Genomic DNA, 16,000 nt, shown 5'->3' with positions numbered 1-16,000 from the left:
CCTGGATAGGGGATCGTCGGGGTCGTGGTCAGGGCTTTAACCGATGGCAGTGCGGTCGGACCGGGCGGCAGAATCAACCCACGGGTGGACACACCGGATCCGCCCCGGGTCCGATGATCTGGACCGGTCAGCCCTCGATACTGAATGTGACACAGCCCGCCACGACCAATGGCGCGCCACCGAACGAGGAGTACGGCGATGATCGAGGCACTAGGCCTCACCAAGCGATACGGCGCAACCGTTGCCGTTGACAACCTGTCTTTCGAGGTGAAGCCCGGCAAGGTGACCGGCTTCCTCGGCCCGAACGGGGCCGGCAAGTCCACCACCATGCGGATGATCCTCGGCCTGGACACGCCGACCTCCGGCGACGTCCGGATCGACGGCCAGCACTACCGCGACCTGCGCCAGCCACTGACCAAGATCGGTGCGCTGCTGGACGCCAAGTGGGTGCACCCGAACCGCTCCGCGCGGTCCCACCTGGCCTGGATGGCCGCGTCCAACAAGCTGCCCAAGTCGAGTGTCGACAAGGCGCTGGAGATGGTCGGCCTGACCTCGGTCGCGAACAAGCGGGCCGGTGCCTACTCGCTGGGTATGTCGCAGCGGCTCGGTATCGCCGGCGCCCTGCTCGGGGACCCGGAGATCCTGCTGTTCGACGAGCCGGTCAACGGCCTCGACCCCGAGGGCATCCTCTGGATCCGGAACTTCATGCACCGGCTGGCCGACGAGGGCCGGACCGTGCTGGTCTCCAGCCACCTGCTGTCCGAGATGGCCCAGACCGCCGAGGAACTGATCGTCATCGGCCGCGGCAAGCTGATCGCGCAGAGCTCCACCACGGAGTTCGTCGACCGGGCCAGCGGGACCACGGTCAAGGTGCGGACACCACAGCTCGACCAGCTGGCCGGCGTACTGCAGCAACAGCAGCTGGTCACCCGGATCGAGGACATCGAGAACCAGGGCAAGGTGCTGTTCGTCGAGGGCGACCTGACCACCGACCAGATCGGTGAGGCGGCCGCCGCGCACGGCATCGTGCTGCACGAGCTGACGCTGCAGCGCGGTTCGCTGGAGCAGGCGTTCATGCAGATGACCGGCGACTCGGTCCAGTACCACGCACACGACGAGCTCGCCCATGTCGGCGACGTGAACCTCGAGCCGCCGTCGGGCGTCGAGGTCGTCTCGGGTCCGAAGGAGGACAACTGACATGTCGCTGATCACCGTCGAGCGGATCAAGCTCTTCTCCACCCGGTCGCCGTGGTGGTGCATGATCGTCGCCGCCGTGCTGTCCATCGGCCTGGCCGCGCTCTTCACCGGCCTGGCTCCCGACGACGCGGACGTGACTCCGGCGATGTCGCAGTTCGGCGTCAACCTGGGCCAGATGGTCATCATCGTGATGGCCGCGCTGGCGGTCACCACCGAGTACCGGTTCGGCACCATCCGGACCAGCTTCCAGGCCGTCCCGCAGCGCGCGGCACTGCTGCTGAACAAGACCGTCGTGGTCGCCACGCTGGCCGCCGTCGTCGGTCTGGTCGCCTCGGTCGGCTCCTGGGGGATCGGGTACCTGCTGGCCGGCAGCAACTCGGACATGGCGATCAACACCTCGAACGAGTACCGACTGATCTTCGGTCAGGGCCTGGTCTACGGGATCGCCGCGATCTTCGCCATCGCGGTCGGCATCCTGATCCGGCAGAGCGCGGGCGCGATCGCCATCCTGATCATCTGGCCGCTGCTGCTCGAGAACCTGGTGGTGCTGATCCCGAAGATCGGCGACGACCTGCAGAAGTGGGCGCCGTTCGCGAACGCGAACCAGTTCATCAACGGCGGCCAGGACATGGGGGCGGCCGGCGCTGACGGCGCAGGTCCCCTGACCGCACTGTCGCCCTGGTGGGCGCTGGCCTACTTCGCCGCCTGGGGTGCCGGTCTGCTGATCATCGCCCTGTTCACCGCGAGCAGGCGCGACGCCTGACACGATCCACCCCGGCCGTGGTTGAGGGGCCCTGGCCGGGGCGTGGGGCCCGGCCGGGCTGAGGGGTCCTGGCCGCTTCGGCCCGTGGAACATCCGGGAGATCGGATGAACCACGGGCCGTTCCCCGTTCCGGCGTTGGCCGGGGCTGGTCGTCGTACCTGGGGTGCACGTTCCGGAAGCGGGGGTGGGCTGGCGGGTCGGGTGGGAAAGCGTTTAGCCTGCCGCGCATGACCGACTGGGCGCGGGTGCGCGCCGACGGCTACGCCGTCCCGACTGATCGTCCGCTCACCGATCTCGTCGCCGAGCTGTCCGGCATGCTGCGTTCACCGGATCCGCTGGTCCGTGACACGCACGCGTACGCCGTGCTCGCCACCTGGATCGGCCGCGGTGTCCTGTCCACCGACCAGCTCCGCGAGCTCGGGAACGAGATGATCCCCCGGTTCGCCGACCCGGAGCTCCCGGCCCGCACGTTCGCGCCGCTGATCCTCGACTCGATCGTCACCGCCGGGGTCTTCGAGGCGAGCTGGGTGCCGCCGTTCGAGCGCTGGTACGTCGCCGAGGAGGATCTCCGCGGGTACGACGCCAAACTCGGCTGGCTGCACGCGGTGGCGCACGGCGCCGACCTGCTCGGCACCCTCGGCCTGCATTCCGCGGTCGAGCCGGTGCAGATGCTCCGCCTCGGCATCGGCCGGCTGCTCACGCCCACGTCGTACGTCCTGCGCGACATGGAGGACGACCGCCTCGGCTACGCCCTGGCCGCGACCCTCACCCGCGCCGACCTCACCGAGACGGACGTCGTCGAGTGGCTCGATCCCGCGATCCGCGCGCTGTCGAACCCACCCGTCGAAGGCATCACCCCCGAGGTCACCAACACCATCCGCACCCTCCGGGCCCTCTACGTCCTCGTCGACCACGGCATCCGCCTACCGGGCATCGCCACGCTCACCGAGATCCCGCACCGCGACCAGGTGAAGTCCAGACTCATCGAGGTCATCCGCATCGTCACGCCGTACTACCTGTGACGTACGAGGCCGAGGAGCGGTGAGGCTACGCTTGCTCGATGCGTCGGGATGGTTGCCATGGTCCACCGAACAGGACATCGGATGACCGGCGCATCCGACTTTCGGATGGGGTTTCCCTGAACTGTCCCCGAGGGTCGGCGTGCCGTGGTCCAGGGCGCGGTACAGGTGGTATCCGGTGGTAGCCGAACCCTTGTCCATGGGATCGTCTGAGCTGGCAATGCCGTGGCCCCCTCCCATGGTGGTGCCAACGCCACTACCGCAGTAGTGCAAACACCATCGGATCTGGTCCCGGGCGACGTTAGCTTTTCTGCTGACGCTGAGTTTGTCGGCGAGTTGGCCCGTCGGGGACAGCAGTTCAGAGAGGGCGCGTGGAAGTCATGGTTGCGACATACCTGAAGAAATGGGTCGGCAGCCGGATCTTGAACAGGACCACCCGCAAGGGTGGTCTTGACTTGTCGAAGATGCGGATGTTCCCACGTCAGGTTTCGATGCCGCTCCGTCGGGAGGGAGTGGACCCGGTCCCGGAGCTCGGGCAGGTGCGCGAGGTCGAGCCGGTGCACAAATTGGCCCATCTGTTCGGGCTGAACGTGTGGGTGGTGAGCGGGCATGCCGAGGCGAAGGCCGTCCTCGCCGACACGGCGAACTTCAGCAACGACATCCGGCCGCTGGTCGGCTCGGACCCGAACAAGCCGTCGGAGGGCATCGGCGGCCTGGGGTTCACCGATCCGCCGGACCACACCAGGCTGCGCAAGCTGCTGACGCCGGAGTTCACCAAACGCCGGCTGGCCCGGCTGGAGCCGGCGATCGAGAAGATCGTGAACGACCAGCTGGACCTGATGGAGGCCAAGGGCCCGGTCGTCGACATCGTCGCCGACTTCGCCTTCAACGTGCCGTTCCTGCTGATCGCCGACCTGCTCGGCGTCGAGGAATCCGACCGCGACCGGTTCAGGGCGCTCGGACCGGCCCGGTTCGACTTGTCCGGCGGCGGGATCGGGGTGTTCGGGTCGGCGAGCGAGTCGCGCGACTTCCTGTTCGAGATCGTCCGCAAGCAGCGCAAGGACCCCGGCGACGGGCTGATCGGGTCGATCATCCGCGAGCAGGGTGACGACATCGACGACATCGAGCTGGGCGGGCTGGCCGACGGGGTCTTCCTGGGCGGCTACGAGACGTCGGCGAGCATGCTCGCGCTCGGCACGCTGGTGCTGCTGCGCGACCCGGAGAACTTCGAGCGGATCCGGAACGAGCCGGGTGCGGTCGACGCCATCGTCGAGGAGTTGCTGCGGTATCTGACCGTCGTACAGGTCGCGTTCCCGCGGTTCGCGCGGCACGACCTGGAGCTGTTCGGCCAGCAGGTGAAGAAGGGCGACCTGGTCGCGGTGTCGCTGTCCGGGGCCGACCGGGACAAGCAGGTGTTCGGCCTCGACGCCGAGGACTTCTACCCGAAGCGCGCGGCCCCCGCCGCCCACCTCGCCTTCGGTCACGGCATGCACCGCTGCGTCGGCGCCGAACTCGCCCGGATGGAACTCCGCGCAGCCTTCACCGCCCTCGCCCACCGCTTCCCCGACCTGGCGCTCGCAGTTCCAGAGGAGCAACTCCGCTTCCGCGACTTCTCGATCGTGTACGGCGTAGAAACCCTCCCCGTCCAACTCCACGCCAACCCCGCCGAACAAGCCGCCGGCTGACGTCTGGCGGAGCCCAGCAGGTTGTCGAGTCGTGGATTTCAGCTGCTGGTCGCGGTGTGTCGCGAGCAGAAATCCGCGACTCGGCGACGCCGGGATTATGCGGCGGTGCGGTAGACGGCGCAGCCGCGGGCGGTGAGGGCGTGGACCCATTCGGGGACTGCGGGGAGGTTTAGCCAGCGGAGGTCGAGTTTTTCCAGGGCGGGGAAGGCGGTTGGGGGGAGGTCGGGTAGGTGGGTTAGGTGGTTGGCTCGTAGGTCTAGGTGTCGTAGGTGTGGGAGGCGGCTTAGCTGGACCGGGAAGTCGGTCAGGGCGTTGGAGCGGAGGCTGAGGACGCGGAGCTCGGTGAGTTGGTCGAAGGTGGCGGGCAGGCGTTCGATCGCGTTGCGGTCCAGGTGAAGCTCCCGCAGTGCCCGCAGGTCGCCGTACGCGTCAGGGAGCTCGCTCAACCGGTTGCCGTACAGCCGGAGCTCGATCAGCTGACTGAGCCGGCCAAGCGACGCGGGCACCGAGCTCAGCCCGTTGTCCGTGGCGCCGAGGTAGATGAGGGACGACAGGTCGCCGAGCGAGTCAGGCAGCTCGGTGATGGCCAGATCGCTCACGTAGAGGAACTCGAGCTGCTTCAGGGCGCCAAGAGAGTCGGGCAGGGACTCCAGCGGTTGGTGGCTGAGGTCGAGGATGCGCAGCTCGGCGAACTCACCCAACCAGTCGGGCAGGTCCGTGAGCTGGTTCTCGTGCAGGTAGAGCTCACGCAGCCCGCCGTACTCGCGAACTGCAGCATCCAAGCTGCTGAGACCAGTTCCACCCAGGTTCATGGCTTGGGGTTAGTGCGATGGGTGGCGTTGAAGCGCGCTTTCTTCTGGCGATTCCCGCACGTGTTCATGTCACACCATCTGCGGGTGCGACTTTGGCTGGTGTCGAAGAAGGCGGCTTGGCAGGTCGGTGATGCACACAAGGCCAATCTTCCGTCTCGTTCGCCGGCGATGATGCTGATCGCGTCGGCGGCGATCACGCTGAGGGCGTCTTCCACGCAGGAAGCCGAGCTGAGCTGCCATCGCCGCTTGCCCTCGGGCGTCAGGATGGCCGCGGCTCGACCCTGAGCGCTGCAGTCATTGATGACTTGGACAGCAGCTGCAGGGAGAGCGTCCTGGATCGCGGCCGCTGTCGCGGCGGCGTGAATCGACTCCCTCAGTTCCCGGGCGAGGTCGAGCTGGGCAGGGGTGCAGGAGTCCACGGCGAGGCCGCTCACTGCCAGCCAGTCGACGAGCCGCTGCGGCGTGGGAATGCGCTCGACAGCGTTGCCATGACGCTCCGACAGAGTCCCCGTGAAGCTGGTCGCCAGCACGTTACCGAGGCGGAAGTCAGGGAACCCAGCAGGCATGGAACCACCTTAGCCGGTTGCGCGCCGGCAGGAAGACGTGACATGTTGGAACCGTCTTAGCCGGTTCCACGATGGCCAGGAGGTCTCATGCCCCGTCCAGCCAACGACGTGCAAGCATTCGAAGCCCACGCAACCGACGCCGACCTCGACGATCTGCGCGCGCGATTGGCCGCGGCGCGACTACCGGAGGCCGAGACGGTCTATCGCTCCGGGCCTGACCCGCGCCGATGGGAACAGGGCGTTCCTCTCGCCGACCTCGTCGAGGTCGTGAACTACTGGCGCACCGGGTACGACTGGAGGTCGTTCGAAGCGAGCCTTGATCGGATCGGCCAGTTCCGCACGACCATTGACGAGCTGGGAATCCACTTCCTGCACCGCCGATCCGCGCGCGCGGATGCCACTCCGCTGATCTTGACGCACGGCTGGCCGGGCAGCATTGCCGAGTTCGTCGATGTCGTCGACGAGTTGGCAGATCCGAAAGACGCAGACGTGCCGGCGTTCCACGTCGTGGTCCCGTCATTGCCAGGCTTTGGTTACAGCGACAAGCCGGCCACCACCGGGTGGGGAACCGAAAAGATCGCGGCCGCCTGGGTGGAACTGATGGGAAGGCTCGGCTACCGCAAGTTCGTAGCCCACGGCGGCGACTGGGGAGGTGTGATCACCACGGTCCTCGGCGGCAGGTTCCCGGAGCACGTTCTCGGCATCCACACAACGTTCGCGGAGGCGCCACCCGGGTTGACCACGGACGGGCTGACGGCGGTCGAGCGCCAGTGGACCGAGGAAACTCGCGATTTCTGGCACCACCGCGCGGCCTACGCGAAGCAGCAGGCGACCCGGCCGCAGACCATCGGCTACTCGCTGGTCGACTCACCGATCGGACTTCTTGCCTGGATCCTTGACAAGTTCGCCGAGTGGTCGGACACCGAAGACAGCCCGTTCGAGACGATGGCCAGAGATCGCATTCTTGACGACGTCACGCTGTATTGGCTGACGCGGACCGGCGCGTCGTCGGCCCGCATTTACTACGAAAGCCACAACTCGCTCGATCCCGAGCTTCGGGTCGACGTCCCGTCGGCAATCACCATGTATCCCCGCGACATCGAGAAGTATCCGCGCGCCTGGGCACAGGAGCGGTACCGGCAGATCGTCCGCTGGAGGTCGCCCGAAAACGGGGGACATTTCCCGTCGCTGGAGGTTCCCGAGTATTTCGTCAAAGACCTCCAGGAAGGCCTCGCAGCAGTGCTGGCCGCCAATCGGTGAACGCGACTGGGGGCCGACCGGGAGGTGGCGCGTAGCGCTCCGTGGGGATGTTCGGATGGCACTAGGTGGACTGTGGCGGGTTCGGGTCGTGACAGAGGTGGGGGTAGGTGGTCACAATGGGCGGTCCGGCCCGAGGTGCGGGTCAGGATCAGGGAAGGCCGCCGGCGGGTTATGGGTAGTGGCGAGATGGCGACGGGTGACGCGCTGACCGCCCGGATCGCCGCCGCGATGACGTCAGCCCAGTCGGGTGGGCATGCGACCGCGGCGGCTGAGATCGAGGCGATTCGGGCTGAGCTCGGTGAGGTGCCGAGTTATCAGTTGGCCGCGGCCGAGTACGTCCGTGGTGTCACCGCCCACCACGCGAGTGACGCGGACGAGGCCTTGAAGGCGGTCGATGCGTGCGTCTCGGTGGCAAAGGCGATCGACGAGCCGGGGTGGGAAGCGAACGCGCTGCCGATCCGGATCATCAACCTGGCCCGCAGCGGCCGCGGCGGGGACACGGTGAAGGACCTGGTCACCGCCGAGCACGCGCTGAGCCGGACCAAGGACGCCGGCCTGACCTCCTGGGCGCACACCGGCCTCGGTTACGCGTACGACGTCCTACGCCTTTACGAACTGTGCATTCCGCATTACGAGCGTGCCACTCAGCTGGATGTGGACGTGTTCGAGCTGGCGGAGTCGCTGGCGATCGACCGGCTGAACCTGGCCGAGACCTATCTGCGCTGGGCGCACGAACTCGAGCGGCTGGGCGATCCGTCGTACCAGCAGGAGATCCAGGAGAGGCTTGCGTCGGCGGCGTACTGGGCGCGTGAGGCCGAGCGGGTGGTCGTCGACGACGAGAGCCAGGAGTTCTGGCGGTTGAGCGCCCGACTGTGGCTCGCTGCCGCGGCGACGACCGAGGACCCGGCTGCGGCGGTCACCGAGCTGAAGGAGTGCCGGGACGAGATTTCCAAGCTGGGTGAGACCGAGCGGCTCGCGATCGCAGGCTCCTACCTGGCCAGGGCTTTGCAGGCCGCGGGCAAGTCCGACGAGGCCAAGGCGGCGGCCGATCGGGCTGCGGATGACCTTATTCCGTTGGCGGATCCGGCCACCCACCTGCTGGTGCTGCAGACCCGGTCGGAGATCGCGGCGGCCGATGGTGGGCCGGGAGCCCTTGCAGGGTTGGAGTATGCGCGTTCGGTCGCGCGGGGCTGGTGGAAGGAGCGGCAGCGGGCGCTGAACGCGGTACGGCATGCGCTTGCCACGCACGATCTTTCGGCCCGGCACGACGCCGAGTGGCATGCGGCGCGGCAGGATCCGCTGACCGGGATCGGCAACCGGCGGGCGCTGGACGAACGGCTGACCGCTGCACGCGACTCGGGTCGTGCGGTCACGGTTCTTGTCATCGATGTAGACGATCTGAAGGTGGTCAACGACACCTATGGGCACGCCTGCGGGGACGAATTGCTGCAGGTTGTGGCAAATCTCCTGGTAGAACAGGCGCGAGCGACCGATGCCGTGATTCGATCGGGTGGCGACGAGTTCATCGTGGTTCTCGACCAGCCGGATGCCAAGGGTGGTGCGCAACTGGCGCTGCGGATCCGGACAGCGGTCGTGGCCATCGCGGCGGCGACAGCGAAACCGTGGCTCGGGCGGCTCGGACTGAGCATCGGGTACGCCGCGACGGCCGAAGGTGTCGGTGTGGACCAGTTGATCGCGACGGCGGACCGGCGCTTGTACGACGACAAGCGCCGCAGGCGGTGAGGCGACAGGGGGTGGTCAGGTGCGCGACACGTCGGGGGTGACCGCGCGGATCGCGGCGGCGATGACGCGCGCCCAGTCGGGCAATCCGGCCGAGGCCGCGATCGAGCTCAACCGCATCCTGGCCGAGCTCGCCGCCGAGCCGAGTCCCGAGCGCGCCGCCGCCGAGTACGTGCGTGCCGTCGCGGCGCACCACGCGACCGACGCGGTCGAGGCGCTGGACGCGGTCGACTCCTGTATCCGGGTCGCCCGCGCGATCGACGAGCCCGGCTGGGAGGCGAACGCGATCGCGATCCGGATCGTCACCCTGATCCGGACCGGCGAGGGCGGTGACTCGGTCGCCGACCTGGTCGCCGCCGAGAACGCGTTGTCCCGCACCCGCGATCTCGGCCTGGCCGGCTGGGCGCACACCGGCCTCGGCTACGCGTACGACCTGCTCCGGCTGTACGAGCTGTGCATCCCGCACTTCGAGCTCGCGGCCGAGGGCGATCACGACCCGCTCGGGCTGCCCGAGGCGCCGGCGATCAACCGGCTCAACCTGGCCGAGTCGAACCTGCGCTGGGCACACGAACTCGAGCGGCTGGGCGATACGTCGTACGACGAGGAGATTCGTGAGCGTCGGCGTGATGCGCATAGGTGGGCGGGCGAGGCGGTCGAGGTGATCGTCGGCGCCGACCTGCTCGGGTACTGGCCGATCGCCGGGCGGATGTGGCTGGCCGCCAGCAACGACGACAGTGACGCCGCCGAGGCCGTGGTGATCCTCAAGGACTGCAGGGACCAGCTGGCCAAGCTGGGTGACATGGAGTTGGCTGCGATCGCGGGTGCCTACCTCGCCAAGGCGTACGCCACTCTGGGCCGGCTCGAGGACGCCATTGAAGCCGCACACCGGGCTGGGAGCGACCTGCCACCGACATCTGATCCACCAGTCGAGGCACTCGTTCGCCACACTGCTGTGCAGATCGTGGCGGCGTCAGGCGACGCTGGAGCGGCTACTGGGCTGCAGTACGCGCGTGCGATCACCAGGGGCTGGTGGGCCGAGCGGCTGCGCGGTCTGTACGCCGTACGTAGCGCACTAGCCAATCACGAGCTCTCGATCAGGCACGACGCCGAGTGGCGAGCTGCACGCGAGGATCCGCTGACCGGTGTGGGCAACCGCCGGGCGTTGGACGAGCGGATGTCCGTCGCGCATGACGCGAGCAGGTCGGTGGCGGTGATCGCTATCGACGTGGACAACCTCAAGGTGATCAACGACAGCTACGGGCATGCCCGCGGTGATGAGGTACTGCGACGAGTCGGGCACCTGTTGACCGAGCAGTGCCGGGCCGAGGACGTGGTCGCTCGAGCCGGGGGTGACGAGTTCGTCGTCGTACTGGACAAGCCGGACGAGCGTGGATCGCGGGAGCTGGTGGAGCGGATCAAGCTCGCCGCTGACCGGGTTGCGGCGATGTCGGACGAGCCGTGGTTCGCGATGCTGCGACTCAGCATCGGACAGGCGAGCAGCACCGACGGTACGGCGGTCAACGAGCTGCTGGCCGAGGCGGACCGGCGCATGTACGCCGACAAGCGCCGCCGCCGGGCCTAGTAGTTCAAGAACCCCTCTACTACAAGGCGTTTGACCTGTGGGAGGTAGTCCCGCAGTACGTCCTCCAGTGGTCGGTCGAGCAGGTCCGCGAGCGCTGCGAGGATCTGTCCGACACTCAGGTCGCCGTCACACGCGCCGACGAAGCCGGCCAGCACAGTGTCCGCCTGCTCGGCCCGCCGCATCCCGCGCTGCCGCCGCAACACGATGGAGGCCGGGTCCTCGGCGCCCGGCTGCCCACTGGTCTCCTGGACCACGTCGTCGGCCACCACCAGGTGCAGGCCGGTCAGGTCGTCCGGCAGCCCCTCCAAGCGTTCGAACCGCCGCAGTACATGCGGACCGATCGGCCGCTCGATCTCATACGGCCACTCCTCGGCCTCGAGCGTCCCTGCCACGTTGTGCAAGGTGATCCAGCCCATGCCGATCGCCTCGACACTCTGCTCGTCCAGCCACCGCAGCCAAGCGTCGTACCGGGCTGTGTACTCCGGGGACCCGTGCAGACCCGCATCTCGCAGCCACAGCTCGACGTACTCGGACGGATCGAGCTGCTCGCGCTGCACCACCCACGCGGACCTGTCACCCGTCCACCCGGCAATCCGGTCGCGCCAGTCCTCACCACGGACGCAGGTCCAGTTGGCCAGCAGCTGACACCAGCCGCCCTCAGTCAAGTGGCATGGCGCCTGCCGGACCAACTGTTCGACGACGGAGTCACCGGCGAACCCGGTCTCGCGATACGTCAGCCGGCCGTCACCAGGCGAGATCACGTACGGCGGATTGCTGACAATAAGATCGAATCGCTCGTCGCGGACCGGCTCGAACAGACTGCCCTCGCGGACGTCGAGGTCGACCCGGTTCAGCGCGGCCGTCCACCGGGCCAGCTGCAGGGCTCGCGGGTTCACGTCGGTGGCGACAACCTGGTTGACCCGGTCGGCCAGATGCAGCGACTGGATCCCGCAACCGGTACCGATGTCGAGGGCCCGCTCGGCCTTGATCGGCACGGTCAGGTGGATGAGGCTCAGACTGGCCGGCGCGATCCCCAGCACGTAGTCGGACCGCATCGGCTCACGCCGCCCGTCCAAGCCGGGAGTGAGGTCCGCGACGACCCACCATTCCCGGTCGTCCTCGGCGTACGGCCGGATGTCGAGCACCGCTCGCGCCTGACCGTCGTACGCCTTGATGATGCCTAGAGCAACCAGATCCAGGTCCGGAAAAGCCTGTGTGACAAGGGATTCCGGTACGGCGTGTTGGAGCAGGAACAACCGGATCATCGTGTCGAGCGCGTCCCCGGAATCGGTACGCCGACTCGCAAGAGTCGTCTCGTTACGAGCCAGCGCACCATTGGCCTGACTCCCCAACCGCTGAGCCACGCCCTCAACCGTGTACCCAGCCGCCGCAAACGCCCGCCGCAGCCCGTCCACCCCGCTCCCCGCCAACTCACTCATACGCCCATCCTCGCACCGCCGCCCCACGTCAGCAGGCAACCCCCAATCTGAGCGGGCAACCCCCCACTCCAACGGGCAACCCCCGACCCGCGGGGTTGTCCCCTCGGATCGGGGGTTGCCTGTCGAGTTTCTGAGGGGGCAACCCCCGATCTCGGGGGATAACCACTGAGATCGGGGGTTGTGCGGGCGGAGGGGGGCGGGTGCGGGTGGGTTAGGGGTTGCAGGTGAGCTTGGCGTTGGCCCAGTCGGCGTGGTCGCTCGTTATGCCGTCGCCGCCGTCGGTGACCTGGAGGGTGAGGGTTTGGCCGCCGGTCACGTTCACCGATACGTCGGCTGTGGGGGACGTGCCGGTGAGGAGGTCTGAGGTGTGTTTGGCGACTCCGTCGACCAGGACCTTGAAGCTGACCTTGCCGCGGTCCTCCATCTCGTCGTCCACGCCGACCTTCGCGGTGAAGGTGTTGCAGTTCCCGCCGATCCGGACGCTGACCGCCGACGGCGCGTGCGTGCCCAGGCCCTTCGCGTACTGCACGCCGTCGAGGGTGATCGGCCCACCGTCACCAGCGCCGTCCTCCCCGTTGCTGCGATCCCGTTCGACCGGACCCCAGCCGTTGGTCGAGTCGAGGAACTCCAGATCGCTCACCCACTTCTCACCGGTAGGTGCTGGCGGCAACGGTTTGTCGGCGATCGTGGCGGCGAAGAAGCCGAGTCCACCGCCGGGCAGCTTGATCGCCTTGACGGTCTTCCCTGGATCGAGCGGTACGGCGGTGTAGAAGACCCGGTAGTCGGTCGTCGTGTTGCTCAGACCCGCTTGGGTATAGCGACCCTTCACCGACACCGCCAGCTTCGCGCCACCGGTGGTCGGGTCTTGGCAACACCAGTTCGGCAATTGGAACGTGCCCTGGGACTGCGAGCCGTCGGTGTAGATGATCGTCACCGATCCGCGCGCGTTCAGGCTCGCGCCGGCACCCAGGAGGGCGAGGTGCGAACCGGTGCCGGAGACCAGGATCGGTGCCGGCTGGTTCTTCACCAGGTTGGGCGTGCCAGGTGCACCGGACGGCCAGGTGAACGACGCGTCCTGAACGGTCACCGTCGCGCCGGGGGTGTACCCGGCCGCCGCTAGTGCCTCACCGTTGAAGCTGTTGCCGGAGCCGTCGAAGTTGCCTTTGGCATAGGTCGCTGCGTCGCTGATGCCGACCACGTTGGCCGCCTGGGACAACGACGCGTACGGCAACTGGGCTGTGGCGGATGCGGTGTTCGTGTAGCTCTTGCCCTGAGCAACATAAGTTGCGGCCAACTTCAAGGTGAACGATGCGGGCTTCACGTCGGCTCCCGGCGTGACCTGCAGCTTGGTCGTGACCGTCTTGCCCGGATCCACGGTGGCAAAGGCGTTCTGGCCGGAGACACTCCAGCCGGCGGGGACAGCGACGTCCAGACGGACGTTGCGCATGGTCGTCGTACCGGCGTTGCGGAAGGTGGCGGTCACCTCCGTGGCTTGGCCGGGTGCGTTCCACAGCGAGGGTGTGGTGAGTTCCGGCGTGCCGAACGTGTTCGCCACATCTGGTCCACCGACCGAGGACGTGCCGACGAGCCGGACTATTGCGGTCTGTGCGGTCGAGATCGGTGCGGTGTTGATCCGTACGACGCCCTTCTCGTAGGTGAACGCGGTCCGGCGACCGTCCACCGTGACCTCGCGCGGGGCGCTGCCGGTATGGACGGTGAGCTCGTACGGACGGGTCGCCGGCTTGCCGGTGTACGTGCCGACGCTGGCACCGATCTTCACGGTCACATCGCCACTGGACTGGATCGGCGCCTCGACAGCGAAGACCTGCTGAGCGGACTTCGGAGTGCGGGTGACCCGGTCGTCCTCGTACAAGGTGAACGACGACTTGCCCTGCGGGTAGATGTCGACGGTGAGCCGGTCGCCGAAGCCGTGCTCGGCCGCGGTGTTGATGCCCGCCTTCCACATCGGTACGACGGCGCCGGCCTTCACGAACAGCGGGAGGGTGTCCAGCGGTGCGCGGTAGCCGTTCACCGTGGTCGGGCCCTGGTAGACGCGGCCGGTCCAGTAGTCGACCCAGTTGCCCTTGGGCAGGTAGATGCCGCTCTTCACCTCGTCGGCACCCCACATCGGCGCGACCAGGAACTCCTTGCCGGCCAGGAACTCGTACTTCGTCGTGTCGTCCCAGGTCTTCGGGTCGTTCGGGTACTCCAGGACCAGCGACCGGTTCAGCGGTGCACCGGTCCGGTGGGCCTCGGCGGCGTACGTGTAGAAGTACGGCAGCAGGCGCTCACGCAGCTTGAGGTACTTGCGGTTGATCGAGGTGTACGGGTCGCCGTACGCCCACGGCTGCTTGAACGCCGGGGTGGCCCAGCCGGACATGGTCATGAAGGCCGGGTTGAACACCTTCCACTGCATGTCCCGGACATACGAAGTGGGCGAGCCGCCGAAGATGCCGTCGACGTCACCGGCGCTGTAGGCGATACCGGAGTTGCCGGAGCCGGCGATGGCCGGGATCTGCCACTTGATCGCGTCCAGCGAGCCGCTGTGGTCGCCGGTCCACTGCACCGCGCACCGCTGGGCGCCGGCCCAGCCCTCCACCATCCAGGCGAAGCCGCGGGCGTTGCTGTACTGCTCTATACCGTCGTGCGCGGTGTCACAGGCGCTGAGTGCGTGCCGGTAGCCCGGTCCGACCCAGGCGACGTCCAGCTTGCGTACCCGGACCCCTGCCTCGCCGACCTCGGCCGGCTGCCGGTCCAGCGAGGACTGGGTCCACAGCCCCATCTGGATGTTGCGCTGCCGCAGCTCGTCACCGGTCTGCTTGAGCGGCGGGATCTCCCGCTTGCCCCACCAGGTGCCGTCGACCTGCTCGAAGTCGGTGTCGTCGGAGTAGCCGCAGCCGTAGTCGTCGTTGACCAGCATCCAGCCGCCGGGCATGTCCTCGTCCTTGAACCGCTGTGCGACCTTCACCGCGTCCAGCGTGGTCACCTTGTCCGGGTGCACCTTCCAGTCGTTGCTGGGGTCCGGGTCCTTCGCGTAGTGACCGCGGTTGTAGCAGTCGGAGTCGCCGTACTCGAGTCCGTAGATCGGTGGCATGAACGGGCGGCCGGTGAGCTCGGTGTAGCGGTCCAGCGAGATCTTGAGGTCGCCGACGAAGTAGTACGCGTCGAACCGCTTCTCGTCGTGCTTGGTGACGACGGGCTCGGTGAAGCTGTAGCTACCCGGGCTGAACGTGTTCCGCAGTACGCCGTACCCCGCGGTGCTCATGTAGTAGGGAGAGGCGTTCGGGTTGCCGCCGTCCTCCCAGTTGAAGTCGCGGGTGATCTTGATGGTCTGGTCGCGGTGCGAGAACCGGCCGTTCTGCATGCCGCCGCCGAAGAACTGCTCACTCGGCCCACGACCGAGCGACTGGGTGGTGGAGGTGTCGCTCCACGACAGCGGTGCCGTCTCGGCCCACACCAGCTGACCGTTCGAGCGGTAGAGCGAGAACCGCAGTGGTGACTTCTGCGCCCGGACCTCGATCTTGCCGGTCGTCAGCGAGTAGTAGCTGCCGCGATCCCGCCAGGACGTCTGCGGGGTGCCGTAGTCGGTCTTGGTGACGATCGTCGACGACGGTTCGTTCGGGTCGGCGGGCGGCGTACTGGCCGGGTCGGTGAAGTTCCCGTCCGGCGCCAGCCAGAGCCGGAACACGTCGTCCTTCAGGAAGACGACGCGGACCTTCGCCGGACCGGCGGTCAGTGTGTACGTCGCTTTGTCGGCGGCGAACCCGCTGACGTCGCCTAACGCTGTGTCACCGGCGGCGGGCTCGGCCGACGCCGGACTGCCCGCGCTGAGCAAGGCACCGGCGACCAAGGCCAGCGTTGAGCCGGCAATGGTTACTGAACGTTTCATGCGGATAAAGATGCTCACGAGTGCCTCACTTCACGCATCAATGAACAA

Annotated in this window: 11 protein-coding genes; 7 read left to right on the top strand and 4 right to left on the bottom strand. The window is 67.6% G+C overall.

Annotation, left to right across the window (positions count from 1 at the left end; translation table 11 throughout):
• Nucleotides 1-198: 198 nt before the first annotated feature.
• The 4 genes from V9K99_RS01590 (at nt 199) to V9K99_RS01575 (ending at nt 4,664) form a co-directional block, all read left to right on the top strand.
• The gene (locus V9K99_RS01590) at nt 199-1,197 is read left to right on the top strand and encodes an ABC transporter ATP-binding protein (protein WP_337002946.1); all 999 of its coding nucleotides are present in this window, start codon (nt 199-201) and stop codon (nt 1,195-1,197) included.
• 1 nt (nt 1,198) lies between these two features.
• Nucleotides 1,199-1,960 (top strand): ABC transporter permease, encoded by a 762-nt coding sequence (locus tag V9K99_RS01585; protein ID WP_337002948.1) that lies wholly within the window; start codon nt 1,199-1,201, stop codon nt 1,958-1,960.
• A gap of 227 nt (nt 1,961-2,187) precedes the next feature.
• Nucleotides 2,188-2,982 (top strand): DUF2785 domain-containing protein, encoded by a 795-nt coding sequence (locus V9K99_RS01580; protein ID WP_337002950.1) that lies wholly within the window; start codon nt 2,188-2,190, stop codon nt 2,980-2,982.
• A gap of 377 nt (nt 2,983-3,359) precedes the next feature.
• Entirely contained in the window at nt 3,360-4,664 is a 1,305-nt protein-coding gene (locus V9K99_RS01575) for a cytochrome P450 (RefSeq protein WP_337336383.1), read from the top strand.
• Nucleotides 4,665-4,759: 95 nt separating this feature from the next.
• Here the strand turns inward: V9K99_RS01575 and V9K99_RS01570 are convergent, their stop codons facing one another.
• Nucleotides 4,760-5,446 (bottom strand): leucine-rich repeat domain-containing protein, encoded by a 687-nt coding sequence (locus V9K99_RS01570; RefSeq protein WP_337002954.1) that lies wholly within the window; start codon nt 5,444-5,446, stop codon nt 4,760-4,762.
• 26 nt (nt 5,447-5,472) lie between these two features.
• Nucleotides 5,473-6,042 carry a CGNR zinc finger domain-containing protein gene (locus tag V9K99_RS01565; protein ID WP_337002956.1) on the bottom strand — a complete coding sequence of 190 codons (570 nt, stop codon included), beginning with the start codon at nt 6,040-6,042 and terminating at the stop codon, nt 5,473-5,475.
• Nucleotides 6,043-6,129: 87 nt separating this feature from the next.
• Between V9K99_RS01565 and V9K99_RS01560 the strand changes: the two genes are divergently transcribed.
• From V9K99_RS01560 to V9K99_RS01550, 3 genes are all read left to right on the top strand, one after another.
• Nucleotides 6,130-7,302, top strand: coding sequence for an epoxide hydrolase family protein (locus tag V9K99_RS01560; RefSeq protein WP_337002958.1), 1,173 nt, complete (start codon nt 6,130-6,132; stop codon nt 7,300-7,302).
• Between the two features lie 186 nt (nt 7,303-7,488).
• Nucleotides 7,489-9,045, top strand: a complete 1,557-nt coding sequence (locus tag V9K99_RS01555; protein WP_337002960.1) for a GGDEF domain-containing protein — start codon at nt 7,489-7,491, stop codon at nt 9,043-9,045.
• A gap of 19 nt (nt 9,046-9,064) precedes the next feature.
• Nucleotides 9,065-10,624: a GGDEF domain-containing protein gene (locus tag V9K99_RS01550; RefSeq protein WP_337002962.1), complete on the top strand. Its 1,560-nt coding sequence runs from the start codon at nt 9,065-9,067 to the stop codon at nt 10,622-10,624.
• Here V9K99_RS01550 and V9K99_RS01545 read toward each other — a convergent pair.
• Both V9K99_RS01545 and V9K99_RS01540 read right to left on the bottom strand, forming a co-directional pair.
• Nucleotides 10,621-12,063 carry a class I SAM-dependent methyltransferase gene (locus V9K99_RS01545; RefSeq protein WP_337002964.1) on the bottom strand — a complete coding sequence of 481 codons (1,443 nt, stop codon included), beginning with the start codon at nt 12,061-12,063 and terminating at the stop codon, nt 10,621-10,623. The genes V9K99_RS01550 and V9K99_RS01545 overlap by 4 nt on opposite strands.
• Nucleotides 12,064-12,274: 211 nt before the next feature.
• Entirely contained in the window at nt 12,275-15,952 is a 3,678-nt protein-coding gene (locus tag V9K99_RS01540; RefSeq protein WP_337002966.1) for an NPCBM/NEW2 domain-containing protein, read from the bottom strand.
• Nucleotides 15,953-16,000: the final 48 nt, after the last annotated feature.

Source organism: Kribbella sp. CCNWLW201 (assembly GCF_037203805.1).
Taxonomy (GTDB): Bacteria; Actinomycetota; Actinomycetes; order Propionibacteriales; family Kribbellaceae; genus Kribbella.
This window is presented reverse-complemented; position numbering and strand designations above follow the sequence as displayed.